Annotated in this window: 20 protein-coding genes and 22 pseudogenes; 25 read left to right on the forward strand and 17 right to left on the reverse strand. The window is 73.0% G+C overall.

Translation table 11 applies throughout. From position 1 onward, the window contains the following. Positions 1-719: 719 nt before the first annotated feature. The 3 genes from UK94_RS07945 (at position 720) to UK94_RS07960 (ending at position 3,013) form a co-directional block, all read left to right on the forward strand. Positions 720-956, forward strand: coding sequence for a DUF397 domain-containing protein (locus tag UK94_RS07945; protein WP_009742485.1), 237 nt, complete (start codon positions 720-722; stop codon positions 954-956). Between the two features lie 1,041 nt (positions 957-1,997). Continuing rightward, entirely contained in the window at positions 1,998-2,369 is a 372-nt protein-coding gene (locus UK94_RS07955) for a hypothetical protein (RefSeq protein WP_157734154.1), read from the forward strand. Positions 2,370-2,587: 218 nt separating this feature from the next. Beyond that, positions 2,588-3,013 carry a heme-binding protein gene (locus UK94_RS07960; RefSeq protein WP_041939738.1) on the forward strand — a complete coding sequence of 142 codons (426 nt, stop codon included), beginning with the start codon at positions 2,588-2,590 and terminating at the stop codon, positions 3,011-3,013. Positions 3,014-3,115: 102 nt separating this feature from the next. Here UK94_RS07960 and UK94_RS07965 read toward each other — a convergent pair whose 3' ends face one another. Beyond that, positions 3,116-3,415: a SelT/SelW/SelH family protein gene (locus UK94_RS07965; RefSeq protein WP_055749274.1), complete on the reverse strand. Its 300-nt coding sequence runs from the start codon at positions 3,413-3,415 to the stop codon at positions 3,116-3,118. A 134-nt stretch (positions 3,416-3,549) separates the two neighbouring features. Between UK94_RS07965 and UK94_RS44080 the strand changes: the two genes are divergently transcribed. From UK94_RS44080 to UK94_RS44095, 5 genes and pseudogenes are all read left to right on the forward strand, one after another. Continuing rightward, on the forward strand, positions 3,550-4,174 hold a 625-nt coding region (locus UK94_RS44080), incomplete at its 3' end, for an ABC transporter substrate-binding protein (protein ID WP_235486939.1). 1 nt (position 4,175) lies between these two features. Continuing rightward, positions 4,176-4,866, forward strand: a pseudogene (locus UK94_RS44085) (ABC transporter substrate-binding protein); the annotation flags it as partial. A 291-nt stretch (positions 4,867-5,157) separates the two neighbouring features. Beyond that, positions 5,158-5,874, forward strand: a 717-nt coding sequence (locus UK94_RS07975) for a malate dehydrogenase (RefSeq protein ID WP_235486940.1), incomplete at its 3' end; no start/stop codon positions are given. A gap of 1 nt (position 5,875) precedes the next feature. Beyond that, positions 5,876-6,147 (forward strand): annotated as a pseudogene (locus tag UK94_RS44090) (malate dehydrogenase); the annotation flags it as partial. A 150-nt stretch (positions 6,148-6,297) separates the two neighbouring features. Further along, on the forward strand, positions 6,298-7,148 hold an 851-nt coding region (locus tag UK94_RS44095), incomplete at its 3' end, for an effector-associated domain EAD1-containing protein (RefSeq protein ID WP_235486942.1). 551 nt (positions 7,149-7,699) lie between these two features. On the opposite strand, the pseudogene UK94_RS44100 reads toward UK94_RS44095, so the two are convergent. Beyond that, a pseudogene (locus UK94_RS44100) lies at positions 7,700-8,251 on the reverse strand (hypothetical protein); the annotation flags it as partial. A gap of 2,245 nt (positions 8,252-10,496) precedes the next feature. Then, positions 10,497-11,279, reverse strand: a complete 783-nt coding sequence (locus UK94_RS07990; protein ID WP_235486944.1) for an aminotransferase class IV — start codon at positions 11,277-11,279, stop codon at positions 10,497-10,499. 126 nt (positions 11,280-11,405) lie between these two features. On the opposite strand from UK94_RS07990, the pseudogene UK94_RS73085 reads away from it, so the two are divergent. After that, positions 11,406-11,673 (forward strand): annotated as a pseudogene (locus UK94_RS73085) (alkyl sulfatase); the annotation flags it as partial. A 37-nt stretch (positions 11,674-11,710) separates the two neighbouring features. Next, positions 11,711-11,876 (forward strand): annotated as a pseudogene (locus UK94_RS44110) (SCP2 sterol-binding domain-containing protein); the annotation flags it as partial. A 472-nt stretch (positions 11,877-12,348) separates the two neighbouring features. Here the strand turns inward: UK94_RS44110 and UK94_RS08005 are convergent. The 3 genes and pseudogenes from UK94_RS08005 to UK94_RS08010 all read right to left on the reverse strand — a co-directional run. Continuing rightward, positions 12,349-13,158: TerB family tellurite resistance protein (locus tag UK94_RS08005; protein ID WP_235486947.1), on the reverse strand; the 810-nt coding region annotated here is incomplete at its 5' end. Between the two features lies 1 nt (position 13,159). Continuing rightward, a pseudogene (locus tag UK94_RS44115) lies at positions 13,160-13,251 on the reverse strand (NUDIX hydrolase); the annotation flags it as partial. A 99-nt stretch (positions 13,252-13,350) separates the two neighbouring features. Then, positions 13,351-14,355, reverse strand: a complete 1,005-nt coding sequence (locus tag UK94_RS08010) for a helix-turn-helix domain-containing protein (RefSeq protein ID WP_041939733.1) — start codon at positions 14,353-14,355, stop codon at positions 13,351-13,353. 658 nt (positions 14,356-15,013) lie between these two features. On the opposite strand from UK94_RS08010, the gene UK94_RS75865 reads away from it, so the two are divergent. From UK94_RS75865 to UK94_RS44135, 5 genes and pseudogenes are all read left to right on the forward strand, one after another. Beyond that, entirely contained in the window at positions 15,014-15,562 is a 549-nt protein-coding gene (locus tag UK94_RS75865) for a protease (RefSeq protein ID WP_306281810.1), read from the forward strand. 159 nt (positions 15,563-15,721) lie between these two features. Then, positions 15,722-16,153: a nuclear transport factor 2 family protein gene (locus UK94_RS08020; RefSeq protein WP_055749281.1), complete on the forward strand. Its 432-nt coding sequence runs from the start codon at positions 15,722-15,724 to the stop codon at positions 16,151-16,153. A 124-nt stretch (positions 16,154-16,277) separates the two neighbouring features. Beyond that, on the forward strand, positions 16,278-16,664 hold a 387-nt coding region (locus UK94_RS44120), incomplete at its 3' end, for a neutral zinc metallopeptidase (protein WP_235486949.1). Between the two features lies 1 nt (position 16,665). Beyond that, positions 16,666-16,965 (forward strand): annotated as a pseudogene (locus UK94_RS44125) (neutral zinc metallopeptidase); the annotation flags it as partial. A 21-nt stretch (positions 16,966-16,986) separates the two neighbouring features. Continuing rightward, positions 16,987-17,168 (forward strand): annotated as a pseudogene (locus tag UK94_RS44135) (neutral zinc metallopeptidase); the annotation flags it as partial. 20 nt (positions 17,169-17,188) lie between these two features. Here UK94_RS44135 and UK94_RS44140 read toward each other — a convergent pair. After that, positions 17,189-17,340 (reverse strand): annotated as a pseudogene (locus UK94_RS44140) (transcriptional regulator); the annotation flags it as partial. Position 17,341: 1 nt separating this feature from the next. Beyond that, positions 17,342-18,097, reverse strand: a pseudogene (locus UK94_RS08030) (helix-turn-helix transcriptional regulator); the annotation flags it as partial. Positions 18,098-18,184: 87 nt separating this feature from the next. Between UK94_RS08030 and UK94_RS08035 the strand changes: the two are divergent. Together UK94_RS08035 and UK94_RS44145 are read left to right on the forward strand one after the other, a co-directional pair. Next, on the forward strand, positions 18,185-18,678 hold a 494-nt coding region (locus UK94_RS08035; protein WP_235486951.1), incomplete at its 3' end, for an SDR family NAD(P)-dependent oxidoreductase. Position 18,679: 1 nt separating this feature from the next. Further along, a pseudogene (locus UK94_RS44145) lies at positions 18,680-18,821 on the forward strand (short-chain dehydrogenase); the annotation flags it as partial. Between the two features lie 72 nt (positions 18,822-18,893). Here UK94_RS44145 and UK94_RS08040 read toward each other — a convergent pair. From UK94_RS08040 to UK94_RS75875, 4 genes and pseudogenes are all read right to left on the reverse strand, one after another. Next, a partial coding sequence (locus UK94_RS08040; RefSeq protein WP_235486952.1) for a class I SAM-dependent methyltransferase occupies positions 18,894-19,329 on the reverse strand: 436 nt, incomplete at its 5' end. A gap of 1 nt (position 19,330) precedes the next feature. Continuing rightward, a pseudogene (locus UK94_RS75870) lies at positions 19,331-19,562 on the reverse strand (methyltransferase); the annotation flags it as partial. An 83-nt stretch (positions 19,563-19,645) separates the two neighbouring features. Beyond that, on the reverse strand, positions 19,646-19,846 hold a 201-nt coding region (locus UK94_RS44150), incomplete at its 5' end, for an SIP domain-containing protein (protein ID WP_235486954.1). A gap of 8 nt (positions 19,847-19,854) precedes the next feature. Next, positions 19,855-20,629, reverse strand: a pseudogene (locus UK94_RS75875) (siderophore-interacting protein); the annotation flags it as partial. Here UK94_RS75875 and UK94_RS08050 point away from each other — a divergent pair. From UK94_RS08050 to UK94_RS32280, 4 genes and pseudogenes are all read left to right on the forward strand, one after another. After that, the coding region (locus UK94_RS08050) for a LysR family transcriptional regulator (RefSeq protein ID WP_235486957.1) at positions 20,628-21,389 on the forward strand (762 nt) is incomplete at its 3' end. The pseudogene UK94_RS75875 and the gene UK94_RS08050 overlap by 2 nt on opposite strands. A 1-nt stretch (position 21,390) precedes the next feature. Continuing rightward, positions 21,391-21,659 (forward strand): annotated as a pseudogene (locus tag UK94_RS44155) (LysR substrate-binding domain-containing protein); the annotation flags it as partial. Positions 21,660-21,783: 124 nt separating this feature from the next. Continuing rightward, positions 21,784-22,149 (forward strand): annotated as a pseudogene (locus UK94_RS08055) (SAM-dependent methyltransferase); the annotation flags it as partial. A 185-nt stretch (positions 22,150-22,334) separates the two neighbouring features. Next, positions 22,335-22,763, forward strand: coding sequence for a VOC family protein (locus UK94_RS32280; protein WP_095212599.1), 429 nt, complete (start codon positions 22,335-22,337; stop codon positions 22,761-22,763). Between the two features lie 666 nt (positions 22,764-23,429). Here UK94_RS32280 and UK94_RS44160 read toward each other — a convergent pair. From UK94_RS44160 to UK94_RS08070, 3 genes and pseudogenes are all read right to left on the reverse strand, one after another. After that, positions 23,430-23,610: pseudogene (locus UK94_RS44160) on the reverse strand (type II toxin-antitoxin system PemK/MazF family toxin); the annotation flags it as partial. 1 nt (position 23,611) lies between these two features. After that, positions 23,612-23,784: pseudogene (locus UK94_RS75880) on the reverse strand (hypothetical protein); the annotation flags it as partial. Then, positions 23,703-23,972, reverse strand: a complete 270-nt coding sequence (locus tag UK94_RS08070) for a hypothetical protein (RefSeq protein ID WP_011606673.1) — start codon at positions 23,970-23,972, stop codon at positions 23,703-23,705. The gene UK94_RS08070 and the pseudogene UK94_RS75880, both read right to left, overlap by 82 nt. An 81-nt stretch (positions 23,973-24,053) precedes the next feature. Between UK94_RS08070 and UK94_RS73095 the strand changes: the two are divergent. The 3 pseudogenes from UK94_RS73095 to UK94_RS08075 all read left to right on the forward strand — a co-directional run. Then, a pseudogene (locus UK94_RS73095) lies at positions 24,054-24,112 on the forward strand (hypothetical protein); the annotation flags it as partial. Between the two features lie 33 nt (positions 24,113-24,145). After that, positions 24,146-24,199: pseudogene (locus tag UK94_RS44175) on the forward strand (hypothetical protein); the annotation flags it as partial. Position 24,200: 1 nt separating this feature from the next. Next, a pseudogene (locus UK94_RS08075) lies at positions 24,201-24,542 on the forward strand (SAM-dependent methyltransferase); the annotation flags it as partial. A gap of 78 nt (positions 24,543-24,620) precedes the next feature. On the opposite strand, the pseudogene UK94_RS73100 reads toward UK94_RS08075, so the two are convergent. Both UK94_RS73100 and UK94_RS08080 read right to left on the reverse strand, forming a co-directional pair. Beyond that, positions 24,621-24,713 (reverse strand): annotated as a pseudogene (locus UK94_RS73100) (hypothetical protein); the annotation flags it as partial. 1 nt (position 24,714) lies between these two features. Then, positions 24,715-25,323, reverse strand: a pseudogene (locus tag UK94_RS08080) (nitroreductase family protein); the annotation flags it as partial. 117 nt (positions 25,324-25,440) lie between these two features. On the opposite strand from UK94_RS08080, the gene UK94_RS08085 reads away from it, so the two are divergent. Further along, on the forward strand, positions 25,441-26,193 hold the full coding sequence (locus UK94_RS08085) for an IclR family transcriptional regulator C-terminal domain-containing protein (protein WP_055749288.1): 753 nt from the start codon (positions 25,441-25,443) through the stop codon (positions 26,191-26,193). Positions 26,194-26,678 lie beyond the last annotated feature (485 nt).

Here is a 26,678-nt window from a genome sequence, read left to right on the forward strand (position 1 = left end):
TGTTCTGACACCGGGACGGTGGATCCGGGATGTGGCCGGCAAGACGCCGTGTGGTGCGACCACCTCCCTGGTGGTCCGGCGATGGGTTCCCATTGCGTTGTCTCTCGTGAGTTCGGAGGCCTCCGGGTCTGGTTGTCGTCGGACGGGGCCTGATGCCCGACGTGTCGGGGCTATGAACTTTTACACCAGCGAGCGTGCCCCCGATCGGCCTCCCTTGGCGCCGGAGTCCGGCGGACCCGCCGCGCTTGCACGCCATTCCCGCAAGTCACGCTCCCTTCTGCGGCCAGGTCCCTTGGCGGGCCGTTACCGGAGCCGCTGGTCGGCTGCGTGATTCACCACTTTGCGGGTTTATTCGGACGATTCGCTACCTCCTTCGGGTCATCTCGGTGAACTCCCGACCAGGAGTGCTAGCGCCACCGGGGGATGCGNCCGCCCGCGAGCGCCCCCGCCGGGCAGCCGCGACCGCGGCGGCCGCATGACCGGTCGCACGTGAGGCCGTGGCGCGCACATGCGACCCGCTTGATGCACGTGCACCTGACCGTGCTGTATCGTGAGCCGAAGTTCGTGCAGGCGCACACGCGGGCACATCGGCGGGGGTTGCGGGGCTGCTCCCGTCCGGCGTGGTCGGCGAGGGGTCCATCGCAGTGCGGCGGTGCGACAGGCGAGCTGCGTGGGTGAGGGCCGTCGTGGCACGGCTACTCGGGGCTTCGGGAGATCGCGTGACCAAGATCTACAGTGGCATGTCTGCGGCGGCGCTGGAGCGCGTGACCTGGCAGAAGAGCCGGCGGAGCAACTCGCAGGGCAACTGCGTCGAGATGGCGAAGCTGCCGGGCGACGAGGTGGCCGTCCGCAACTCCCGGCATCCGAACGGCCCCGCCCTCGTCTACACCCGAGCCGAGATAGAGGCGCTGATACTGGGCGCCAAGGACGGCGATTTCGACAACCTGCTGCAGTAGGCGTCCGCGATCATGGTCCTNCTGACTCCGGTCGTCCCTTCCCGGCAGGCGTGCGCCACGGCCGTGCGGGCTCCACTAGCCCGCAGCCCGCAGCACGCGTGGCTGGCCCAGACGTCCCAACGCGACGTCGTCTCGGCCCCCAACCTGCTGGATCGGACGGACATGCGGCGCAACGAGGCCCGTTCTGTCCCTATCCGCATCGACCCGCCCCTGCGGCCGGCGATCGCCTTCGCGGCGCTTCCGGCCAACCGGACCGGAGACAGCATGCCCCCGCCCGCCACGGAACGGATCTTCAGCTCGGGAGACCTTCCCCTGCTCTCACTGCCGGGTGCCGATGGGCTCATCACCTGCCAGTGGACCCACGAGACCCTCGGAGTGCCCGGCTCTGTGGAGGACGGCGGCGACGCCATCGCCGAGCGCCGGCGGGCTCAGGTGGGATTCGTTCTGGTCGAGCCGGCGTGGTTGGTCCGGGCCGCCGCCGAGCAGGTGCGTTCGCCCGGCGTCGACGCGATCGTGCTGCACGCCCACGCCAGCCCGCCCGGGCGCAGCGCGCTGGCCCTCGCCTTCGCCTCCCATCTGCGCAACGTGCTGCGCCGCCCGGCGCCCGGGCTCGATCCCCGGCTCGGCAACAACGTGGTGACCGCCGGGCTGCGACCGGACCTGGCGGGCTTCAGCGACCTGGTCCGGGTNCCCCACCTGGTGACGATCACCGACGGCACCGGCGCGGTGGCCGACACGATCGTGTGGGAGATCATGACCGGCGGGCAGTTCGACGCCTGGCTCGACGGTGCCCCCCGACCGGACCAGCGGGCCATCGAGGCGCACCTGCCGGGTCTGCTGCGGCTGCGGGGCCTNCACCGGTCGGGCCGGCTGGACCATCGCCGGGCGGGCGCGCTGCTCGACATGCTCGACGGCGGTCAGCTCACGACCCGGCTGATCCACCGGTTCCCCCGGGTCGTGCTCCCGCTGGCCGCGGCGGCCTGACCGGGCCGCCGCCACCGGACTCACCACGGCCGCTCCGCAACGGCGCGGTCGGTCGTGGTGTCCCGCGCGGGCGGCGGCGACGTGGACCGCCGCCGCCCGCGCTACCCACCCGGGCGCGGCTTCTCCACCCACCTCGGCGCAGGCGACGTCGCCCACCTCGGTGCAGGCGGCGTCGCCCACCTGGGCGCGGCGACGCTCCTTGTCCCGGCCGGCGACGCCACCCACCGCGGTCCAGACGACGCGGCGGCGGCGCGCCGGCCGGGACGGCTGCGCGCCGGACCCGGACGGGCGGGCCTGCGCGCGGCGGTGGTGGTCCACCCGGGCCACCCGTCTGGCCCGGGCGGGCGACCCCGGCGGCGGGCCGGGGCCGACGGGGAGCCCGGGCCCCCGCGTCCCGCCGGGGGCCGCGCGGACGGCGCCGCCGGGTGACCCGCCCGGCGCTACCTCACTGTTTCCCCGTGTTCCGCGCCCCGGCCGCGGCACCACCGCGCCGGCCGCGGGCAACCTGTGTCCTTCTGTGTTCCGCCGCTCGCGTGGGGAACCGCCGTGAGCGACGGTTGTTCTGCGGCGCGCCTTCCACCACCCGACGGCCGATCTGGGCCTATGGTCAGGCGCACCGGAACGCCGCTTTATGGGGAGAGTCGCGGATGACCGTATCGCTCGAGGATGCCCGCCGGATCATCGCCGCCGGGGAAAGATATGCGATTCACCTCGGTCAACCGGTTAACATCGCCGTCGTCGACTACGCCGGCATTCTGGTGGCCCATGTCCGGATGGACAACGCCCGCCTGCAGACCGCGGACATCTCGGTCGACCGGGCGTGCGCGGCGCGGGCGTCGGCCGCACCGGCCCGCCTGGTGAACCACACCGGGGGCGAGGGCGCCGCCGCCGGGGCCGGGGCGGGGGACGAGGAGTACGGCGGGTGGGAACGCCCGCCGGTCGAGCCCGGCTCGGGCCTGACCGGCGCGCTGCCCCTGCGGCGGGACGGGATGATCGTCGGCGCCGTCGGGGTCAGCGGCGGCCCCGCACCGCTGGACGAGGCCATCGCCCGAGCCGCCGCCGCCGCGTTCTGATCTCCCGCGTCCCGATCTCCCGCGTCCTGCCCGCCCGCGTTCTGCTCTCCCGCGGTCCTGTTCTCGCGCGTTCTGCTCTCGCGCGTTCTGGTCTCCCCGCGGTCAGGCGTCCGGATCGCGTGCCGAGGCCTCCACATGGCCGAGTGGCCGCCCGGGCGCAACCTCGTCCCGCACGAGCCGCTTGACGGCGGAGGGCTCGGGAAAGCCCTGCTCCCGCCGGTCCCAGAGCACCCGGTCGCCCAGCCGGACGACGAACACCCCGCCCGTCCCCGGCACCAGGCAGACCTCGGCCAGGTCCCCCTCGAAGGTGGTCAGCAGCTCCTGGGCGAGCCAGGCCGCCCGCGGCAGCCACCGGCAGCGGGTGCAGTACTCGATCTTCAAGGTTGGTCTCGCCGCGGCCATCGCCCCATCCTCCCCGCCTCATCCTTCCCGCCCGGCGCGGCGTGGGCCAGCGGGCCGGTGGCGCCGACGGGAGCCCAAACCCGCCCCATCCCGCTCCGGCGAATCTCACAAAATCAACGGAATGGCACCGGAACATGGCGTCCTGGGCCAAGGTTGGTGGAGTGAGCAGCGTCACGGTCCCGGCCGCGGGCCGGCGCCGACCGCGGGGTGGGTCGCGGCGTCGAGCGCGGACGCAGCGCCGCATCCTCGCCGGCCTGCTGGGTGTCGTGGTCGCGCTGGTCGCGGTCGGTTGCCGGGTGTCCAGCGACGAGAAGCCGACGGCCCCGGGCTGCGCGGAGCCGGGCGTCACCCCGGACGCGGTTCGCCTCGGGCTGCTCTACCCCGACACCGGCAACGCGGCGTCGCTGTTCGCTCCGTTCCGCGCCGGCGTCGACGCGCGCCTCGGGGTCGCCGACGCGGCCGGCGGCGTCGGCGGTCGCCAGGTCCACTACACCTGGCGCGACGACGCCTCGAACCCCGCGGGCAACGAGGCCGGTGCCCGCGCGCTGGTCCAGACCGACCGGGTCTTCGGCATCATCGAGTCGACCTCGGTGGCCAGCGGCTCCGCGGCCTACCTGCACGGCGCCCGGGTGCCGGTGACGGGCACCTCACTGGAGGCGGCCTGGACGCAGAACGACAACATGTTCAGCTACTCCAACATGATCTCTGACGGGCCGTCCGTCACCACCTGGGGCGCGTTCGTGGCCGAGCGCGGCGGGCNCACCGCGGTCATCGCGCAGTCGGCGTTCTCGGCGACGTCGATGACGATGGCGGACAAGCTGGCGGTGAGCCTGCGGGCGGCAGGCGTCCGGGTGGTCGGCCGCGTCGACGCGACCGGCCCGATCGACATCCCCGGCATCGGGGAGAAGGTCCGGGCCAGCGGCGCGGACGTCCTGGTCGGCGCGGTCACCGGCGCCGCCTTCGGCCAGGTGGTCGTCGGCGCCCGCGCCGCCCGCGCGAACCTGCGCGTGATCCTGTCGCCCGTCAGCTACGACCAGCGGCTGTTGAAGGTCTTCGGCCCGGTGCTCGCCGGCCTCTACACGTTCGTCGACTACCAGCCGTTCGAGGCGGGCACGCCCGCGCACCAGCGCTTCCTCGCCGGGATGGTCACGTACGCCCCGCAGGTGTCACCGCCGGCCCAGCAGGCCGCCCTGTCCGGCTGGATCTCGGCCGACATGTTCCTGCGGGGCCTCGCCGCGGCCGGGCCGTGCCCGAGCCGGGAGTCGTTCATCCGGGGGCTGCGCGGGCTGAAGGGCTACGACGCCGACGGTCTGCTGCCCGCGCCGATCGATTTTTCCTCGCATTTCGGGCAGATCAACCGCTGCTATACCTTTCTCCAGGTCGCCGCGGACGCGCAGCATTTCGAGCTCGTGCCGCCGGCGCCCCGCTGCGGCGAGGAGATCGGCCAGTAGGGGCCGGCACCGCCGGGGAGTCGTCGGCGGCACGAGCCTCGGCGCACCCACCCCTCGCGGGCCGTCCGCGCACGTCCGGGGCCTGGTGCCGGCGCGCCCGCCGTCCGGGCCGACGCCTGCCCGGGGGGTGTGAGCGGCTCCGCCTCGCCAAGCTGCCCGTGTTGCAGGCGGTCGGACTAGCATCGCTGGGGCGAAGGAAAGACATCGCATTTCGTGGGCCGGTCCACGATCGCTGCCGGTCGTCCCGGTCCGCCGCCCGAGCTTCCGGATGACCTGTACCAGGAGATGCCAGTGAGTTCAACGCCCGTCAACGTCACCGTCACCGGCGCCGCCGGTCAGATCGGCTACGCGCTGCTGTTCCGCATCGCGTCGGGCCAGTTGCTGGGCGCGGACACGCCGGTGAGGCTGCGGCTGCTGGAGATCCCGCAGGCCGTCCGGGCGGCCGAGGGCACCGCCCTCGAGCTCGAGGACAGCGCGTTCCCACTGCTGGCCGGGGTGGACGTGTTCGACGACGCCAAGCGGGCGTTCGAGGGCACCAACGTCGCCCTGCTCGTCGGCGCCCGCCCGCGGACCAAGGGCATGGAGCGCGGCGACCTGCTGTCCGCCAACGGCGGCATCTTCAAGCCGCAGGGCGAGGCGATCAACAGCGGCGCGGCGGAGGACATCAGGGTCCTGGTCGTCGGCAACCCGGCGAACACGAACGCGCTCATCGCGCAGACGCACGCGCCGGACGTGCCCGCCGAGCGGTTCACCGCCATGACCCGCCTCGACCACAACCGCGCGATCGCGCAGCTGGCGAAGAAGCTCGGCGTTCCCAGCGCCGAGATCCGCAAGATCACCATCTGGGGCAACCACTCGGCCACCCAGTACCCGGACATCTTCCACGCCCAGGTCGGGGGCCGCAGCGGCGCCGAGGCCGTCGGCGACCAGAAGTGGATCGCCGAGGAGTTCATCCCGCGGGTGGCCAAGCGCGGCGCCGAGATCATCGAGGTCCGCGGCGCGTCGTCGNCCGCCTCGGCCGCCTCGGCCGCGATCGACCACGTCTACACCTGGGTCAACGGCACCCCCGAGGGGGACTGGACCTCCGCGGCGATCCCGTCCGACGGTTCCTACGGCGTGCCCGAGGGACTCATCTCCTCGTTCCCGGTCACCGCCGCCGGCGGGAAGTTCGAGATCGTGCAGGGCCTGGAGCTCGACGCCTTCTCCCGGGAGAAGATCGACGCCTCGGTGCGGGAACTCGCCGAGGAGCGCGAGGCCGTCCGCGCGCTCGGCCTGATCTGAGCCCTCCCGGCGAAGCCCCTTCAGACACAGCGCACCAACCGCGGCGCGCGCGGACGGCACTGCACCGTCCGCGCGCCGCCGACGAGGATTCGCGCCGGACCTGTCACGGATGAGACGCATCCGGCCGAGGTCGGCGGTCCCGGGACTACAATGATCGCGGATATCGCGCCGGCCGGCCGAGGCCCGTCGGCGCCCGCCACATCGTGGAACCGGTTCGGGGGACTCGTGACGCAGCGGCTGAGCGAGGGCGAGATCAGGGCGCTGGCCAGTGGGTTTGGCACGCACTACAAGGCGAGACTGCTCCTGGAGCGGGCCGGTCTGTCCCGTGCCCGGGTGCCGGAGCTGTCCGGCTCGCCGTACGACTACTGGTCGGAGATCTCGGGGTTGCTCGAGAACGGTCTGCTCGTCGACGGCCGGGCACGCCTGCTGGCCGCCGCGGCGCAGGAGTTCCCGGCCAGCCCGGTTTTCGCGGCCGGTCAGGGTGGGGCGCCTTCTCTGCTCGGCGCCACTGCGTCACCGGACATCCTTCCGGTGACGCGGGGGCAGGGACGATCGGCGTCGCGCCTGCCGGAGCCCGTCAGCGTGTTCCTCCTCGATGCCCGCCGGTACAGCGGGCGCGGCATGCTCGGCCAGGTCGAGTGGCGGGCGGCGCTGCGGGAGATCGTGGCGACGGCCGTCGCGGGGCTGCGGCTGCCCACGGAGTCGATCCGGCTGCTGCAGGACCGCGGCGACGGCTACCTCGGCGCCGTGCACGGTTCCGTCGCCAAGGTGAGCCTCGCCAGCGACTTCGTCCGCGAGCTGCAGATCGCCCAGCGCGCCTACAACAACGGCCGGGAACCCGACAGTCGGCTGCGGCTGCGGATGTCGCTGCACCACGGCGATGTGATCATCGACGGAACCGGTGCCCCGGGCGACGCCGTCGTGGTTGCCGCCCGGCTGATCGACGCCCCCCAGGTACGCGCCCTGCTGGAGCGCTACCCGGACGCCGACCTGGTCCTCGCNCTGACCCCGGAGTACTACCGCGAGACCGCCGCCGAGTCGCTGCGCGATCTCGACCCGACGAAGTTCCGCGAGATCGACGTGTCCGTCGGTGACAAGTACACCGGCACCGCCTGGGTGACCCTGCCCGGTCATCCCGCGAATCCGCCCCTCGGCGACGACCCCGTCGCCGCACGGTCCCCGGACGTACCCGTCGGCGCGGGTGCGAGCCTGCCGGGCGCCGTCACCCTGCCCGCGAGCGATCCCCGTGGCGACCTCCCACGCCCGGCCGAGCCGCGTGCCGACATGCCACGCCCGGCCGAGCCGCGTGGCATCTCGGAGGGCGAAACCTCGCCTGTTGCGGCCGAGGGGGTCGGGACCACCGCGGCTGCGGCATCGCCGGCCGCCGGGGCACCGGGCCTGCCGGGTGAGGACACGGCGCGCGGCCGGATCGGTGTGCTCCGAGGACGCCGGAAGCGTTCGGGCTCGCCGCCGCCGTTTCCCGGCCGGCGCAGCTGACCCCGGGCCGACCGGCCGGCCCGCCCACCACCCGGATCGCGCCGCGGCGGCCTGGTCATGCGGTGCTCACGGTCACCGTGCCGCCGGTCGCCACCGCGAGGAGCTTGCTCAGCCCACGGCCATAGCTGGTGCTCCCGTCGAAACGGCTCCATTCCGCCAGCGCCGTCATCATGATCCGTAGCTCCGTCGCGGACGCCTCGCCGGTCCGGGCCCGCTCGATCAGGCTGTGCACCCGCGCGGCCCAGGTGAGGGCATCGTTGCCGGCGGCCCGCGCCCGGCGCGCGGCCTCGTCGATGCGGGCACGACGCAGGATGGGGCGGCCCGTCGCAGTCGGCGCCTCGGCGAGCCGGAGCAACCCGGCGGCCCGCCCGGCGTCGGAGTTGATGCGGCCGTAGGCGGCCAGCGACCGGCGCCACAGCTCCTCGGCCCGGCCCAGGTAGGCCGGGCGGGTCGAGGGGATCGGCGCGCCGTCCGGTCCGCGGCCGAGGGTCTGCGCCCCGCCGTCCGGGAATCCGGCCCAGTCGCCTCGCACCAGGGCCGCGTGCGCGAGCGTCGCGTCGTCGACCCCGCCCGCCGTCTCCACCGCGTCCAGCGCGACGCCGGCCTCNGCCGCCCGGCCCAACCGGAACAGCAGGTCCGCGCGCAGGATCCGGGCGTACGCGCTGGCCTGCTGCACGGGTAGCTCGGCCAGCCGGGCGACGAACGCGTCGGCCATCGTGAGCGCGTCCACCGCCGCCAGCGCCGCGCTTTCGACGCATGCGTCGGGTGCCGCCGCCACGGTCGTCGCCGGGCGTGCCAGCGCGACCACAGCGGCGGGCGTGGACGTCGTGGAGGTCGGGGAGGGCGCTGGCGTCGGGGAGGGCCGAGTCGTCGGCGTAGGGGAACTGGTCGCGGCGAGGGCGGTGGCAGCAGAGCCGGTCGGGTCGAGTGCGGTGTCCGTGCCGGGTGTGGTGTCCGTGCCGGGTTGGCTGGCGGTGTCGGCGTGGCTGGCGGTGTCGGCGTGGGTGGCCGTGTCGGCGTGGGTGGCGATAGCGGCGGGGGTGGCGATGACGGTGGGGGTGATGGTGCCGGTGGGGATGATCGGATCGGTCGGGTTGCTTCGCGCCGGGGCTCGGCCCGTGGCTGGGAGTGCCGCGGTGTTCGTGGTGAGCGGGGAGTCCGGCCCGACCGCGATGGCCACGGGGTTCGTGCTTCTGGGGATCTCCAAGTCCTGGGCGACGGCGGCGTTGCGACCGGCCGCGGCGGCCGGCGAGATCGGGCCGTCCGGCGGCCGGTCGGGTGGCAGCGGGTGGTCGGGCGCGAGCGGCTCGTGGGGAGCCTCCGCTGTGCCCCGGGGTGCCTCCGCGGGTGAGGTGATCCTCGTGGCACGGGTGGCCGTGGACTCGCCGGGGGCCCCGAGGCGCGTTCGGGTGTCGTCGTCGTCGGCGCGCGCAGCGCGCGCTGCGTTCCCGCGTGGGGACGGCGGGTGTCCCGCGACCGATCGGCCGATCGTGGAGCCCCAGCCCAACATGGCGGGAAGGAAGCCGCCGGCACGGGAGCGAGCTCGGGGCCCCGTCCGGTGCAGACCATGGGTGGAGGCGGTGTGCCGCACGAGCCCCGCCGCACCCGTCCAGCCGAGGACCATGGGCAGGGTGTTGAGCCAGGGGGCGGTGTCCCCGCCGGTGCCGCCGGTGGAGGGGGTACCGGCGGCACCGTGTCTTGTGGCGACCGCGTGTGCGCGCCCCTCCCCGGCGGCCGCGGACCGTTGCCTCGCCCCGGTGGTGGGCGCGTGGTTGGCGTGGGGGGAGTGGTTGGCGTGGGGCGCGTGGCTGGAGCCGAGCCTGCGGGCGGTGGGCGTGCCGGGGGTCGGTCGGGTCATGCCGGGAACGGGGACGACCGCGGGCCCGCCCGGGTGGACGTCGCCGGGCGCGGCCGGGGAGCCGGCCGGGAGGGGGGGTCGGGTCTCGGCGGCTGCCTCGGTGCCGGCGATCGACGCTGGTGGGACCGACGCTGGTGGGAACGACGCGGACGGGAACGACGCGGCGAGCAGGCGGGCGCGGGCCATCCGGATCGCGGGGATCACTTCGGCGGCGAGCACGCAGATGACCGCGGTCGTCGGGGCGAGCAGGTCGTGGCGCTGCCGGATGATCGCCTGCGCCGTCCAGGCCGTCAGCGGGCCGTCGGCGCGGGAGCCGGCGGGTGCCGGGTCGCGCACGCGGGGTGGGGCTGCGGACCGGCCGGTCGTGGCCGGCGAGGGCCGTAGGAGGCCCGCGTCGTCCGGGGACCAGTTCCGGTCGAGGGCGAGCGCCGCGAGGTAGAGCGCCTCGTGCACCGCCACGTGGTCGGGGTCGGCGGGGTCGTGCTCGCTCTGGCGCAGCTCACGCAGGGCGCCCTTGGAGCGGCCGGCGGCAACGGCGGTCGCGGCGCGCAGGAGGTGGCGCTCTGTCGGCGGCGGGAAGGGATACCGCACGGGCACCCCGGCGGGTTCGACGCGATGTTGCTCGTGCAGCAGGAGCGCTATGAGGAGCCTTGCTGAGGAAAGCGGCATCGGCGCGGTGTTCCTTCACGGACGACACGGAACCGTATCCGGTTCGGACTGTTCGGACCCGCCGGAAAATCTCGGCGGAGCCATGACAGTACCTAGCATTCCGCCGCCGGGAAATGGCTCGTGGTGGTTCCGTGACGGCCCGGTTGTGGCATCGAATGTATCTCGCGGAAATGGTCGTCGATGCAGCGATGAAACAAGCACGTCCAGACAGAAAGATGATTTGACTTCGACCTTTCCGTGGCCACCGGAGGCTGCGGGCCGGCGCGCGCGATCGGCGCGCGACACCCCCCGACCCCGCGGGCGCCGAGTCGCGGGCGCCGACCTCTCAGACGAGGTCGGCGGGAACGGCCTCGTACCGGCGGGCGAGGTCGGCGATGCGCGGCGTCGAGCCGGCGAAGTGGTGGTCGTCAACGGCGGCCACGGCGGCGATCCCGCGGGAGTTCGTGACGAACGCCGCCTCGAAGCGGTCGAGGTCGGCCAGCCGCACCGGCGCCCGCGCGCTGTCCGGGGAGCGCTCCAGCAGGGCCATCGTCACGCCGTGCAGGGCCGGCGCGTCCGGCCAGACGACCGTGTCCCCGGCGAGGAAGCCGATGTTGGTCGTCGCGCCCTCGGTGATGACGCCGCCCGGCCCGGTGAGCAGCGCATCGTCGAAGCCGTGCCGGCGCGCGAGCCGGCCGTACTGGAGCTGACCGAACGTGCCCAGGTGTTTGAGGTGCGGGAACGGCCGCGTGTACGGCACCGACATGAGTCGCTGCGGGGGCGCGGGCGGCTCGGCGGGTGCCCCCACCGCGACGATGAGCCGCGTCGGGCCGGGGTCCGGGGCGCCGGTGACGACGACCCGCACGGTGGCGTCGCGGGTCGAGGCGGCCAGGGCCGCCCGGATCCGGGCGCGCACCAGCTCGCCGTCGAGCGGCTCGGCGTAGAGCTCGCGGTTCGCCGCATCGAGACGTCGCAGGTGCAGGTCGAGACCGCGGGTCCGGCCGTCACGGACCTGCATGACCGTGAAATGACCGTGGGGAAGCAGGGCCAGTGGGGTCGGATCGTCGAGGGACACGGGACAGCCGTCGATCTCGATGCGCAGCAACGCCGGGCCGGCCACTCCGATCACGATAGCCACCCCGGCGCGGGGGGCCCGATCGGGCGCCCCGGGCGACGAATGCCGCCGAGGGGTTCGCTAGCGTGCTCGTGCCGCGCCCGTCGCCTGGCGGGCCGCCCGTCAACGAATGGAGTGGCCATGTCCGACCTCGCCGTCGACCCCACGGCCGACCCGGCCAAGATCGTCAGTGGTCTGTCCACCCTGTCGGAGCGGGAGATCTCCGATCTGCTGGGTGGCCCGGCCGGGGAGCGCGTCCTTGACGAGATCTTCCGGCAGATGCGCGACACGTTCCGGCCCGAGCAGGCGCAGGGCGAGAACGCGCTGGTCCGCTTCGCGCTCACCGGAGGGCCGGAGGGCAGCACCCGCACCTACGAACTGCACGTCGTCGACGGCGCCTGCACGCTGGNGACCGAGCCGTCCGCCGGCTCCGGCACGGCGCCGGNGGACCGTGCGCTGACCATCACCACGGACCGGGTCCGGTTCGTGCGGGTCCTTGTCGGCCAGGTCAGCGGCGCCAAGTTGTTCCTCACCAGGAAGATCAAGATTGACGGCGACCTGAAGTTCGGCGGCAAGGTCATGGGGTGGTTCGGGATCAAGCAGGACGACTGAACGAGCGCAGGACGGCGGAACGAGCACGCGCCCGGCGCCGCCCGACTCACGACGGCGCACTCCGTGTACGGAACATATTACTGTCGGTCGACGGTCCGGTCGGTGGTTCCGGTCCACGTTTCGGTCGTGTCGCGCGGTCGGGTGGCGCGGTCGGGTGGTGCGGTCGGGTGGTGCGGGAGGGTGGATGGCGCGGCTGGTGCTCGACGGCCGGGCGTATGACCTGCCGGCGGGGACCGACGCGGCCGCGCTCCGCCGCCGCGCCGAAGAGGTGATGAGCGGCCGGGCCGGCAACGTCGGGCTCGACCGGATCGCCCTCGCGGACGGCGACGTCCTGGCGGTGAACTGGCGCGCGGTGGGCACGGTCCGCGTCGTCGAGGCGGNCTCGGAGGACGACGCCTGACCGTCGGCGCCAAGGCCGTCGGGGCGGTGACCTCGGGGCGCTCCGCCCGGTGGCTGCGGCCGGGCCGCCGGGTCAGAGGGCGAACTCGGCCGGCTCCAGGCCGAGGGCGAGCGCCGCCTCCCGCACGACCGCCCGCTCGCTGGCGACGAACTCCCCGTCGACCAGGCCGATGACCTGCCCGATCCGCACGACGGCGGCGGCCTGCGCCACCCGGCCGCGCACCTTGGTGATCTCGGCTAACGCCGCCTGGCGGCCGGCCGTGAAGTCCGTGGTCAGCCGGTCGAGATGCGCCTCGAACAGCCGCACCGTGTCCTGCTCGGGAAACTGGGACAGCACCGGGTCGGTGGCGGCGAAGCCGCGCAGCCCCTCCCGCTCGGTCGGGTCGATGTGCCCGTCGGCGGCGGTGACCAGCGCGCACATCGCCACCGCCGCGTCGCGGAAGGCCAGCGTCCGCAGCTCCTCGCGGCGGGCGAACAGCTGCGCCCGCAGTGAGGCCAGCGACGGCAGCCGCCGGTTGGCCCCGGCGGGGTCCAGCCCACGCCACAGCGGCCAGCCCTCGGCCAGCCAGCGGCGCACGACCTCGGCCATGGACAGCGGGCGCAGCCGCGTCGCGAGCAGGACGTCGATGTTCACCGGGACGAGGGTGTGCTCCCCCCAGCGGGACGGGGTCGGGATGCCGGTCGGCCAGACGCCGGCGAAAAGCACGCTGAGCACGTGGTCCGTCGCGGATTCCGGGGAACGGCCGGTGATGGAGCCGTCGTGCTCGACCGCGCCGACGAACTGCCGGGAGACGACCCGAGGCCCGGCGAGCCGCCCCACCTGCCGTTCGAGTGCGTCGTCGGTGCTCTCGCCGCCGGCCACGGGGCCGCCGGGCAGCACGTGNCAGACGTCGTCCGGTGGTCGCGCCAGCAGCACCCGGTCGTCGATCCGCAGCAACAGCCGGACATCGAGCCGAACGGCGGCCTGCACGGGCATACCGACTCCCCTCCGAAGACGCACGGCACAAGGTGGGTCACTCGCTGACGGCATCATCCCCCAGACGGCCCGCGGACCCGCCCCGGTGGTTCGGCTGCGTCACCTCGGACGGTGAGGTGTCCGGCTCCGGTGGCCCATCGGTGTGGGCGCGGCCGCGAGGACGCCGCCGCCGCCGAAGGTCCGCCGGTAGGCCCGCGGGCTCGTCCCCACCAGGCGGCGGAACTGCTCCCGGAACGCGGCCGGCGAGCCGAAGCCGACCTGCGCGGCGATGGCCTCCACCGGATGGCAGGTGGTCTCCAGCAGGTACTGGGCCCGGCGCAGCCGCGAGCGCTGCAACCAGGCCACCGGCGTCAACCCGGTCTGTTCGCGGAAGCGGCGGTTGAGCGTGCGGGTGCTGACCATCGCGTGCGCCGCGATGTCGGCGAGGGTGAGCTCGCGGTGGATGTTCGCCGTCAGCCATCCCAGCAGCGGTTCCAGCTCGGTGCCGTCGGGCGGCGGCTGCTCACGGGCGATGAACTGCGCCTGCCCGCCGTCGCGCTGCAGCGGCATGACGGACATCCGGGCGGTCTCGGCGGCGACGGCCGTGCCGTGGTCGCGGCGCACCATGTGCAGGCACAGGTCCAGCCCCGCGGCGGCGCCGGCCGAGGTCAGGATCTGGCCGTTGTCGATGAACAGGACGTTCGGGTCGACGTCGACGGCGGGATGGCGCCGCGCGAGCTCCGCCGCGGCGATCCAGTGGGTGGTGGCGCGCAGCCCGTCGAGCAGGCCCGCCGCGGCGAGGACGAAGGCGCCGGCACAGATCGAGGCGAGGCGCGCCCCACCCGCCGCGGCGGTCCGCAGCGCGTCCAGCACCCGGGCGTCCGGCTCGGTCGCGGGATTGTCGCAACCCGGCACGATGACGGTGTCCGCCGAGGTCAGCGCGTCGAGGCGCCAGGGGGCGCGCAGGGCGAACGCGCCCGCCGTCACCTCCGCGTCCGCGGCGCAGAGCCGCACCTCGTAGGCCGGGCGGCCGTCCGCCAGGCGGGTGCGACCGAAGATGTCCAGCGGTGTCGCGAGGTCGGACGGGACGACGTCGTCCATCGCGAGGACGGCCACCACGTGCATACCGGCCAACCTAACCGGCCCGCGGCACCTGTTCGCCCGCTTCCGTTCGCCCGCCTCCGGCCCGCTGGCGGAGCCCGCGGCGACTCGACGGGTCCGCCCCCCGTCCGGTCGTCCCGGTGCGACCTCTCGGTCTGGTCGTCCCGGTCTGGTCGCAGGGAAGCGCGCGAGGTCGGGGGTCCGGGCGAGCCCGATGGTGGCGAACGGTTCCTTTCCGTCGTCGCCCGGGGAGTTTTGAGAGCATTTGAGCTATTTGCGCTGGTCTGAGGCCTGAGGGGCGCGGACGGGCGGAGGCCGGGGACCGCGGTCACGGCGGGGGTTGGCGAGAAGACGGCGATACCTGGCAATCCTGTCAGCGTGCCGGCGTCCCGGCGGTCGTAGCGTCGACGTCGAACCGTCCGACCCTTCTCCCGGCTCCGTGATGTCCGCGGCTCGGCGATCCCCGCGGCTTGGTGATCCCCGCGGCTTCGCGGCCGGGCGATGCCCGTCCCGGCGAGGTGTGTTGCGTGAACTGCTTGCTGTGCTCCCGGTTGCTGTGTTCTCGGCCGCCGCGGTCGGCGCCCGAGGCGTCCCGCGGGGCGAAACCGTGACCAAGTTCCTGCTCAGCGTGCACGTCCTTGCCGCGATCGTCGCGATCGGNCCGGTCACGGTGGCGGCGAGCATGTTCCCGCCGGCCGCCCGCGCGGCGCTGGCCCGCCCGGGTGACGAGCACTCCGCCGGGATCGCGCGGGTGCTGTACCGGATCTGCGGGATCTACTCGGCGCTCGGCCTGCTCGTGGTCGTGTTCGGATTCTTCACCGCGCAGAGCCTCGACGTTCTCGGCCAGACCTGGCTCATGGTCGCGATTGCGCTGACCGGCCTCGCCGCACTCGTGCTCGCGTTCGCGATCCTGCCCGCGCAGCGCAACCTCATGGACGAGATCACCGCCGCCGGGGCCGCGCGCGACGCCGGCGCCGGCGACGCCTCGCCCGAGGGTGGGTCCGCCGCCCGGGGTCTGTCGGTCATGGACCTGCCGACCGCCGACATGCCGACGCACAGCCTGCCCCCCTCCCGCGTCGCGGCGGCCCTGGACAGCGGCGCGGCGACCAGCAACGGCATCGCGCTCGCCCGCACCAAGCGGCTCGCGATGACCGCCGGCATCTTCAACCTGCTCTGGGCCACCGTCACCGTCCTGATGATCCTCCGCCCCGGCTCGACCACCGGCGTCTGACCGCCATCCGCCGCCCCGCCCCTCGCCCCTCGGCCCTGCCCGGTGGTGCCGCCCGTCGGCCCGGCGGCGGTGGGATCCGGTGAATTCGTCGTCGCACGGCCGCGTCCGATGGGATGATTTCCGCTGAGTGAGGTCGCGGCGACGCAGCGGGAGGGCCCGATGGGGGAGGCGCTGGACACGGTCAAGCGGGCGCTGGACGCCTTCGACGCCGGTGACGAGGCCGCGGTCCACGCGCTGCTCGACGACGACCTCGTCGTCGAGGCCCCCGGCGGGGTGCGCATCGCCGGGCGCGACGCCGCCGCCGGCTACAGCGCCGCCTTCCTCGCCGCGTTCGGCGACGCGGACGTCGACACCCACATCCTCGCCGAGCAGGGCGAGCTCGTCGTCGAGGAGTACACCCTCACGGCCACGCACACCGGGGTCCTGCGCGACGCCGACGGCACCGAGCACCCTCCGACCGGGCGGCGCGTCACCCTGCGGGTCGTCGAGGTCTACCGCGTCCAGCACGGCCTGATCACCGAGAACCGCCTCTACTTCGACCAGACCCTGCTCGCCCGCCAGCTCGACGCGGCCGACCAGCCCTCCCGCTGACGCCCCCGGCGCGCCGCCCGCCGCCGGTTCGGCGGGTCGATGTTCGGATCCTGATCGATCCGGACATACTGCGTGCGGAACTCGGGCGGATCGGACGGTCCCGGGGCGCGGTGGAGGGCGGGACATGCAGTTCGACGACGAGTCGGTGGATGCCTCGGAGCTGGAGGACCAGCGCGGGGGCGGGGGGCTCGGCCGGGGGCTCGCGGTCGGCGGCGGCGGGGCCGGCATCCTCGGCGTCGTCATCTACCTGCTCGTCGCGGTCCTCGGGGGCGGCGGGTCGGACTCGGCCGGGTCGCCGCTGTCGCAGCCCGGCAGCGGCACCTCGGGCAGCGGCACGTCCAGCGACGTCGCCCGGCGCTGCAACACCGCCGGGGCGATCGACCAGTACGACGACTGCTTCGTCCTCAAGGCGTTCAACGAGATCAACGAGGTGTGGGGCGCCCAGTTCGCCCGCAGCGGCCAGACCTACACCAAGCCGCGGCTGGTCTACTTCTCCCAGGCGGTGCGCACCNGCTGCGGCACGGCGTCGTCGCAGGTCGGGCCGTTCTACTGCCCGCCGGACCGCAAGGTGTACATCGACCTCGGCTTCCTGGATCAGCTCCAGCGCAACTACGGCGCCCAGGGCCGCTACGCGCAGGCGTACATCGTCGCCCACGAGGTCGGCCACCATCTCCAGACGCTCACCGGCACCGAGGCGCGCGTCCGCCAGGCCCAGCAGGCCGACCCGTCCCGGGAGAACCCGCTCAGCGTCCAGCTCGAACTGCAGGCCGACTGCTACGCCGGGGTGTGGAGCACGCTGGCGAACAACGCGGNCAACGTCACCATCGGTGAGNCCGACCTCGACGAGGCCCTCGGTGCCGCCCAGGCCGTCGGCGACGACCGCATCCAGGCCCAGGCCGGCCAGGTCAACCCGGAAACCTGGACCCACGGCTCCGCCCAGCAGCGCAAGGACTCGTTCCTCACCGGCTACCGCGGCGCCACCCTGGCCTCCTGCGGCACCGTCCCCCACGCCTGACTGCTCACCGGTCCGGCGAGCTATCGCGGGGTGCCGTCTTCGGTCATCGCCTCGGTGCCGATGACGGTGAGGAGCCGGAGCCGGTCGGCGGCGTCGCTCCCGGGGGCGGCGGTGTAGGCGACGATGCGCAGGTCTGCGCCGGGAGCGGTGAGCACGTCGCAGTCGAGGGTGANCACGCCGACGGTGGGGTGGTGGACGGTCTTGGTGACCGCCTCGTGGACGCCGACGACTCCGGCGTCCCACAGGTCCGCGAAGGCGGTGCTGGCGTCCCTCAGGTCCTTGATCAGGGCGCGCAGGCCGGCGTCGGCAGGGTAGCGTGCGGCCGCCGCTCGCAGATCGCCGACCATGGCCGCCCTGAAGCGGACCTCCTGCTCGGGAGTGTTACTGATCCGGCACGGCGGGTCGATGAAATGCAGCCAGACGATGTTGCGCTCCCGTCCGGGCCGCGCGGACGGGTCCCCGATCAGGGCGGCCCACAACGGGTTCCACAGGATCAGGTTCCAGGCCGCGTCCCACACGCTCAGCGGCGCGCCGTCGAGCTGGTCGAGCAGCCGCCGGACCCCCGGCGGGATGTGCGCCGACACCTGCCCGGGACCCGGCGCCCACTGGCCCGCGAGCAGGTACAGGTGCTCGCGTTCCGCCGCCGACAGGCGCAGGGCGCGGGCGAGCGCGGACAGCACCTGCGCGGACGGGGAGGTCGCCCGGCCCTGCTCCAGGCGGACGAGGTAGTCCACCGACAGGCCGGCGAGCTGCGCCAGTTCCTCGCGGCGCAGCCCGGCGGCCCGACGCACTCCGCCGACGGGCAGCCCCACCGTGGCCGGGGCGGTGCGGTCGCGCCAGCCACGCAGCGCCCGGCCCAGTTCCCCGGATCCACTCACGGTTTGAGTATCCCGGCGGCGGCGCCGGACAGCCTGGTACTGGCAGTCCACTGGCAACGGTGGGCACTGGCTGCAGACCCGGGGTACGGCGNCGGTGGAGGCGANACCAGTCCGCCGATCATCGGAGATGACCAAGAAATGACGACCACCCTGATCACCGGAGCGAACAAGGGTCTCGGGTTCGAGACCGCCCGCCGCCTGACCGAGGCCGGGCACACCGTCTACGTCGGGGCGCGCGACGCGGACCGCGGTCGGGAGGCGGCCGAGCGGCTCGGCGCCCGCTTCGTCCAGCTCGACGTCACCGACGAGGGTTCCGTCGAGGCCGCCGCGAAGACCGTCCGCGCGGAGGCCGGCGGCCTCGACGTCCTGGTCAACAACGCCGGGATCGTCGGCGCGCGCAAGCTCGGCCGGCTCGGCGAGGTCACCGCGGCCGACATGCTGGCCACCTACGACACGAATGTCTTCGGCGTTGTGCGGGTCACGCGCGCCTTCCTGCCGCTGTTGGCGGACAGCGACGCCCCGGTCGTCGTCAACGTCGGCAGCGGTCTCGGCTCGCTGGCGGCGACCAACGACCCCAACCGGATCGAGTCCCAGGTGACGGGGCTGGACTACCACTCCTCCAAGACCGCGCTNGTCATGATCACCGCGCAGTACGCCAAGGCGTTCCCCGCCATCCGGTTCAACACCGTCGACCCCGGCTACACCGCCACCGACCTCAACGGCCACCAGGGCACCCAGACCGTCGAGGAGGGCGCGGAGGTCATCGTTCGCCTGGNCACGATCGGCGCCGACGGCCCGACCGGCGGCTACTTCGACCGCACCGGCCCGGCCGCCTGGTGACGGGTGGTCAGTGACGGATAGTGAGGTCGAGGCCGTCGTCGAGAGGGATCTCGACGCCTGTGTAGCCATTGCCGGGGGTGCGGACGTAGTCGAGGTAGTCGCGGGTCTCCGCGGGGAAAAGGGTGATGTCGTCGGCGACGATGAGGGCGTCCGAGGCCAACTGGGGCTCGAGCAGGCGCAGCAGCGGCAAGTAGAGCTGGTTCCAGCCGTCGAGGAGCAGCAGGTCGATGGGTCCGGGCAGCTCGCGCAGGGTCTCGAACGCGTCGCCCGCCCGGATCTCGACGAACGCGGCCAGGCCGGCCTCGGCGAGGTTCCCGGCCGCCGCCTTCGCCTTCGTGGCCGACAGCTCGGTGGTGATGACGCGGCCGGCACCGTTGTCCCGCACGGCCGCCGCGAGATGGATCGCGGAGATGCCGTAGGACGTGCCGAACTCGACGGTCAGCNCCGGCCGGTTCGCGCGGGCGAGCAGGTAGAGCAGCGTGCCGACCTCCCGGGACACGGGCATGTAGACGTCGGCGGCGAGGTCGGCCAGCTCGGCCGGGGTGTAGTCCCCGATGGTCCGGTCGGGCCCCACCGCCGACCGGAAGGCCTCCAGGGTGATGGCGTCCTTCTCGGCCGCGGCGAACGATCGGTCGAGGACGGCGCTGACGGCGGCGTCCTGCAGAGCTGTGGGCATGCGGAATCGATCCCCTTCGGAGTGTTCGATGATCTGGGTCCTGCCGCCCTCGTCGGGTGCGAGGGGTCCGTGAGGTCTCGGGGTCAGTCCAGGCCGCGCTTGCCCGGGGTCCAGAACGGCTGGGTGAGGACGTCCCGGCGGGGCCAGCCGCGGTCGTTGACCAGGTGGTCGCGCACGGCCTGGACGGTGCGGGCCTCACCGGCGACGTACGCGACGCCCGGTTCGGCGGGCAGGTCAAGCCCGGCGACGGCGGCCGGCAGCAACGCCGAGCTCGCGGCCGACGCNCCGTGGNGGTGCACCCACGTCGGCGTCGACGCCCCGGGCAGCGGGATCTCGTCGGCCGGCTCGTTGCACTCGAAGACGGCGAAGCACCGCGCGGTCTCGGGAAGGCTGCGCAGGATCGCGCCGAGCGGGACCGCGGCGGTGTCGTCCCCGGCGAACAGGTGCAGGGACGCGCCGGGGCGGCCCACGAGACGCCCGTCCGGCTTCGTGACGATCACGCCGTCGCCGGCCCGGACCGTCCGCGACCAGCTCGCTCCCGGCGACTCGCCGCCGTGGTCGTAGACGGCGAGCTCCAGCCGCCCGGCCGGGTCATAGTCCCAGACGGAGTAGCTGCGCTTGAGGTCGCGGGGCCCGTGGCGCCAGGAGGCGAGGGAGGTCGGGTCGGCGAGGAAGACGGTCACGTTCTGTCCCGGCGTCCAGTCGAGCCCGGTCAGCGGCTCGCCCGCGAGGACGATGCGCCGGGTCCGCCGGGCGAGCGGTTCGACCGCGGCCACGTGCACCCGCAGCAACACCCGGTCCAGCAGGCGCCGGCGCCCGGGTTTCGGCCGAACCGCGGCAGCCGGCGGTCTGGCCGGAGCGGACGGCTCTGCTTGGTCGGACGGCTCTGCTTGGTCGGACGGCCCCGCCGGAGCGGATGACTCGGCGGGCGGGGCTGTGGGGGAGTCGGCGGCCACGGCAGCTCCTCGACGGTTTGCGTAACATCGCGATAGGTCGTTAGGGCTGAGCGTAGGACGGCGACGATCTGCCTTCAAATGCAAGTACGGCAATGTGAGGATGCATGTCATGCATTCCGCCGCCGACCTGCCCGCCGCCTCCGGAGGTGACGCGGACCCGGCTCGTCCCGTCGCCCTTCCTGCCGCCGCCTCCGGCGAGTCCAGCGCATTCGCCGAGGCTCGACCGCTCGCCGGCATCGACCTCAACCTGCTGGTCACCCTGGACGCGCTGCTGGCCGAGCGGAGCGTCAGCGGCGCGGCCCGGCGGCTGCACCTCACCGAGCCGGCGGTGAGCCGGGCGTTGGGACGCATCCGCAGGGCCACCGGCAACCCGATCCTCGTGCGCGCCGGCAACACGATGGTCCCGACCCCGCGCGCCCTGGAGATCCACGCCGAGGTACACGACCTCGTCCAACGTGCCCACGCCGTGTTCGCGCCGGTAGGGGCGCCGGACCTCGCCACCCTGGATCGAACGTTCACCATCCTGAGCAGCGACATGCTCGTCGCGACGATCGGCGTCGGCCTGCTCGACCGGCTGGCCCGCCAGGCTCCCCGCGTGCGCCTGCGCTTCCTGCCGGAGCCGACACCGTCGGCCGACCCCCTGCGCGACGGCACCGCCGACCTGGAGATCGGCCAGATCGACTCCACCGCGCCGGAGATCCGCGTCGAGACCCTCGGCGCGGACTCGGCGATCGCCGTGGTCCGCGCCGGACACCCGCTCACCGAGGGCCCGCTGACCCCCCAGCGCCTCGCGGCCGCCCGGCACGTCGTCGCCTCGCGCCGCGGCCGGCTGTCTGGCCCGATCGACGAGGCATTGGCGGCGCTCGGGCTGNGCCGCACGGTCGTCGCCTCCGTCTCGTCACACACCGTCGCGCTGTCGCTCGTCGCGCACAGCGATCTCGTGGGCGTGGCGCCGCGGCGGCTTGGTCGGGACAGGCTCGCCGCGCTCGGCCTCGTGCCCCTCGATCTCGGCCTGGACCTGCCGTCCCTGTCCCTGTGCCTGGCCTGGCATCCCCGCTACGACGCCGACGCCCCCCACCGCTGGCTGCGCGCCCAGGTCCGCGACGTCATCCGCGAGTCAATTACTGAGGATGATTACTAGATCGTCGTCATCCTCGTGCGTCGTGCCGTCATCAACTCCTGAATCCACTGCGGGATAGGGTTTTCTGGCTCGGTTCTTCGAGTTGGACGCACCGGTGGGGGTTGATGCGGTGAGTAACACTGGACTGGGGGCTGCGGAGCCTCAGGGATCCTCCGTCGACGCCGGGCACCGCAGCGGCCCGGTGGATCTGCGCGTCGACCAGCCGCATTCGGCCCGGATGTACGACTACTACCTCGGCGGGAAGGACAACTTCCCGGCCGACCGCGAGGCCGCCGAGCAGGCCATCGCCGCGTTCCCGAACGCGCCGCTCGCCGCCCGCCAGAACCGCGCGTTCCTGGTCAGGGCCGCCCGCTACCTCGCCGCAGAGGTGGGCATCCGGCAGTTCCTCGACGTCGGAACCGGCATCCCGACCTCGCCGAACCTGCACGAGGTCGTGCAGGACGTCGCCCCCGACGCCCGGGTCGTCTACGCGGACAACGACCCGATCGTGCCGGTGTAGGTTCAGGCTTCTCGTCAGCATCTTTTGGCAATCGGGCGAACAACGATTCCATACCCGCGTTGTACATGCACGGCTCGGCCCCTGTGACCNCACGACACGCAGCAGCGGCTCCCAGGGGCCATCCTCCCGCCAAAATGCGGGAGATGAGCAAAGGTCTCCCATGCTATGGTGCGCCTATGTCATCGATCAAGCAGTTCCAAGTCACCTTTGACTGCGCTGAACCTGAGCGCGTCGCTCGCTTTTGGTGTGAGGTGCTGGGGTACGTCGTGTCGCCTCCCCTGAAAGGGTTCGCCACCTGGGACGACTTCAACGGCTCCCGGTTTCCTGAGGATCAGGGTTCATGGTTTGCCTGCATTGATCCCTCAGGTGTGGGCCCGCGACTGTTCTTTCAGCGCGTTCCCGAGGGAAAGGTCGTCAAGAATCGGCTGCATCTTGACGTGAGGGTCGGCTCCGGGCTCGTGGGTGAAGAGCGCCTCGTCACGCTCGAAGCCGAATGCGCACGACTGGCCGTGCTCGGCGCGGCGCGTGTGCGACTGCTGTATGACGGCCACGATTCCTGCATCGTGATGCAGGACATCGAGGGAAACGAGTTTTGTCTTGACTGAGCATCCTCCGGGACCGGCGAGGTGGGGAGCCGTCTTCCTTGAGCCTCTCTTAAAGCCGGTCCCGTGTGGGGCGGGAGTTATCCCGCGAGAGCAAGGTCGTGCGGTCGGGCGGTGCCAAGCATCGCGGTGCGGTACAGCCATCCGTACAGCTAAGCCCGAGGACGTCAGCCGACCAGAGCGAACTTCAGTGGACGCGGTCAGGGCTGTGACCGCGAACGAAGGACGATCGTGGGCGTCCGGACGTGCCGGGCCAATCTTGTAATCGGGTGATAGCGCGTGAAGTGCTGACGCGCCGCTCCCGTTCCTCGGCGCTGTCGCGCCTGCGGTACGGGTCGGCTTGCCCAACGGAGACGCTCAGCCGGCAGACCGAGGCGGAAGATGATCACGGCCTTCCATATGCAACCAAGGGGTGGTACCGACCGCCCTTGTACCGTTCTCAGGGTTCTGCCCTGCATCTTTTGGTGATCGGGTCGTATCCGGGTCCGTACCCGGGTTGCACATTCCGCGCGGCTCGGCCGGGGGGCGGTAAGCACAGCTCGACAGGTCTGTCAGCTGTGTCGGACCTCCGTCTTCACCCGGTCGCGCGGGGAAATCGATGTACGGGAGCCAGGCGATGCGCTCAGCGCAGCAGGCCGAGGTAGCGCGAGAGGATGTGCTCGACCTGGNCCATGTCGTCGCGGGAGAGGTAGTCCACGAGTTCACCCGTGACATAGGAGCTGTCGATGGTACGGATCTGGTCGATCAGGATCCTGGTCGACCGTCCCGTAATGATCACCTCTGGTCTGAAGGCGGACGCCTGTGCGCTGGTCGACGTGGGCACGATCGTGACCGTGGACCACGCGTTCTGNTCCATGCTCAGGGCGAGGCCGAGTCGACGTCCCCGCTGTTCATGCCCGCGCTTGGCGTCGCCGAGGTCCACCGGGTATACGGCGCCGCGGATCACGGGTGGTCCTGGGACCTGGCTGGTACCGCGAGGTTCGTACCTGTGATCACGATGTTGCCGTTGGTGTCGTACTCCCACGCATCGGGCTCGGCGGACAGGTCCTCATTCCGCAGCCGGTGCATGTCCTCGCGGGCACGCACCTCCCACGCCTCCCGGTCCAGCAGTCGCAGAGCGCGCCGGATGACGTCACTGGTCTTCTCGTCCTGGCGGCGGTTGGCCTCAACGATCCGGAGGTCCTCTTCGGTGGGGCGGAATCCGACACTCATGACTCCACTGTACAACAAACGTACAACATCCGAGGGTCGGTGGACGCGTAGGGCAGGGGCATGTGTATCCCGGGGCTGGTACCCATCGTGCTCACCCACGCCCGCGCGTTGCTGACCAGCACGGCCCAGGGGCGCACCGCNTACCTCCACGCCGACCTGCACGACCCGGCGANCATCCTCGACTCCGCGGAGCTGCGCTCGACGTTCGACCTGACCAGGCCGGTCGCNCTCTCCCTCATCGCGATCTTCCACTTCTTCCCCGACGACCACGACCCGCACGGCATCGTGCGCCGCCTCGTCGACGGCCTGCCGTCCGGCAGCCACGTCGTCATCACCCACTCGACGGCCGACTACGACCCGGGGGTGGCGCGGCTCGTCCAGACCTACCTGGACCGGGGCATCCCCGCCGCGGCTCGCAGCCGCGCCGAGGTGGAGTCCCTGTTCGTCGGCCTGGAGCCGGTCGAGCCGGGCGTCCAGCCCCTGCACCGCTGGCGCCCCGACGCCGACGTCCCACCCGAGCTCACCGACGCCCAGGTCAGCGGCTACGGCGGCATAGCCCGCAAGCCGTAGTCCCGCCCGGCTTCCCCAGAGCCTGCCGCCGCCTTCGCCGTTACCAGTGGTTGCGGTGCAGCACCTGGTCGAGGGGGNCGCGGGGAGCCGGTCGGAAGTCGGTGCCTAGGGTGTAGGCGAGGGGGATGAACGCGGCCAGCATCACCCGGTCGTACGGGACGCCCAGCAGCGNGGCCATCTCGCGTTCGAGGGGCGCCTGCGCGGTCGTCCACACCGTGCCCAACCCCCGCGCGCGGGCGGCGAGCATGAAGCTCCACACGGCCGGCAGGATCGAGCCCCAGGTCATCGCCTGGGCGAGGACGGACGCGCCGTCGGTCCGTCCCTCCACACAGGGGACGACGAGCGCGGGCACCCGGTGGATGTTGTCGTAGAGGTGCCGGAAACCGCTGCCAATCCCGGCCAGTGACTCTGGGTAGGCGTTCATTCGCTCGACGTCGCACCGCGTCAGCGGGCTGGCGTGCGGGTCGGCCGCGGCGACCGCCCGCCGGAAGACGTCCGCGAGCGCTCGGCGCCGCTCGGAGTCAGTGACGACGACGAAGTGCCAGCGCTGCCGGTTGCGGCCCGTCGGTGCCTGCACGGCGAGCTCGACGCACTCCTGGATGAGCTCCCACGGCACCGGCCGGGACAGGTCCAGCCGGTGGCGGACCGCCCGGGTGGTGGACAACAGCTCGTCGGACGACAGGTCCAGCAGCATGCGCGGGCCTCCCAGGGGCGTCGGTGCGGATCGGGGAATCCACAGGTTGCCCGGTGGCGGCGCCAGGGCGGTAGCGTCCGGTTTCATCAGGTGAAAGCGGCGCGGTGGTGAGTGCTCGGAGTGCCCGGCCGTGACGCGATCGCGCGACGCCTGGGGACGGCGCGGCGTCCGGAAGGCGGTGGCGGTGATGGCGGTAGCGGTGGCATGTCGGCGGTAGGAAGGGCGCTGGCTGTCCTGGACGTGTTCGACGGGGCGACCTGCCTGCGGCTGACGACGATCGCGGCGCGGACCGGCCTGCCGTTGCCGACGGCGCTGCGGCTCGTGCGGGAACTCGTGGCGTGGGGAGGGCTGGAACGCCAGGCGGACGGGTCGTATCGGCTCGGGACCCGACTGTGGGTGCTGGGCGGTCAGGTCCCCTGCCAGCGTCGGCTCGCCGAAGCCGGCCAGCCCTACCTGCGCGGCCTGCGGACGGCGACCGGTCGGGCCGTCACCCTCACCTGCCTCGACGGCGACCGGCTGCTCGTCGTGGACGAGCTGGGTGAGACGGGGGCCGCGGGCTCGCACCTGCCGCTTCACGCGACGGCGGCGGGCAAACTCCTGCTGGCCCACGGCCCGGACGACCTGCGCCGGCAGATCCTCGGCAACCTGGTGAGGATCACCCCGTACACCGTCACCGCGCCGGGGCTACTCCTGCGCCAGCTCGCCGACATCCGCCGCGGTTCGCTCGCGACCACTCAGGAGGAGCGACGCCTGGGGGAGTGCGAGATCGCCGCCCCGGTGGGTCCGATGGGCGAGGCCGGCCCGGCCGCGGCGCTCTCCGTGACAGCACCGTCCGCCCCGGCCGCGCGCCGCGCCGCCCCCCTGCTCGCCGCAACAGCCGCCGCCCTCACCGCCCACCTCACCCCACCTGACACGATCACCAAGGCACGCGTTGGCGGGAACCACCGATCGCCCTGACCTTGTCGTTTCGACCCGATCCGGGAGTGTCCGCCGCTGGCCGGGCATCGTCCAAACGGGCCGCGGTTCCGCGGAACCGAGGGTCCGCTGCACCATGGGCGAAGGCTCGCGGCCGACGGAGGCCGTTCACAGCGTGCAGCTCCGCCAAACACCATGTCCGTCGGACGTGTGGCCGCACTGCGGTACGGAATGCACGGTCAGCGGGCCCAGACCGCACAGAACGCACCGCAATCGGCCTCGGTTGNCGCTCGACGCTACCGAACCCCATGATCGTCGAGATGATGGTCGGAGCCTGGCCTCCAACGGCCGTCCGGCGGACCGCGTTGCGATCCCTCCTGGGATGATCAGCGACCGTGATGTTTCATGGCGGGGTCGATCTGGCGAACACAAGTTGCGATCCCTCCAGGGATGATCAGCGACCTGGCGCGCTTCCTCCTCTGGTTCACCGAGGCACGTTGCGATCCCTCTAGGGATGATCAGCGACG

It is taken from the genome of Frankia sp. AvcI1 (genome assembly GCF_001420875.1).
Taxonomy (GTDB): Bacteria; Actinomycetota; Actinomycetes; order Frankiales; family Frankiaceae; genus Frankia; species Frankia alni.

Coding starts and splice junctions, on each gene's coding strand:
- UK94_RS75865 (WP_306281810.1), top strand. CDS start 15,014: ATGTTCCCGCCGGCCGCCCGCGCGGCGCTGGCCCGCCCGGGTGACGAG.
- UK94_RS07965 (WP_055749274.1), bottom strand. CDS start 3,415: ATGGCCGCGGCGAGACCAACCTTGAAGATCGAGTACTGCACCCGCTGC.
- UK94_RS07960 (WP_041939738.1), top strand. CDS start 2,588: ATGACCGTATCGCTCGAGGATGCCCGCCGGATCATCGCCGCCGGGGAA.
- UK94_RS08085 (WP_055749288.1), top strand. CDS start 25,441: ATGTCGGCGGTAGGAAGGGCGCTGGCTGTCCTGGACGTGTTCGACGGG.
- UK94_RS32280 (WP_095212599.1), top strand. CDS start 22,335: ATGTCATCGATCAAGCAGTTCCAAGTCACCTTTGACTGCGCTGAACCT.
- UK94_RS08020 (WP_055749281.1), top strand. CDS start 15,722: ATGGGGGAGGCGCTGGACACGGTCAAGCGGGCGCTGGACGCCTTCGAC.
- UK94_RS08070 (WP_011606673.1), bottom strand. CDS start 23,972: ATGAGTGTCGGATTCCGCCCCACCGAAGAGGACCTCCGGATCGTTGAG.
- UK94_RS08010 (WP_041939733.1), bottom strand. CDS start 14,355: ATGCACGTGGTGGCCGTCCTCGCGATGGACGACGTCGTCCCGTCCGAC.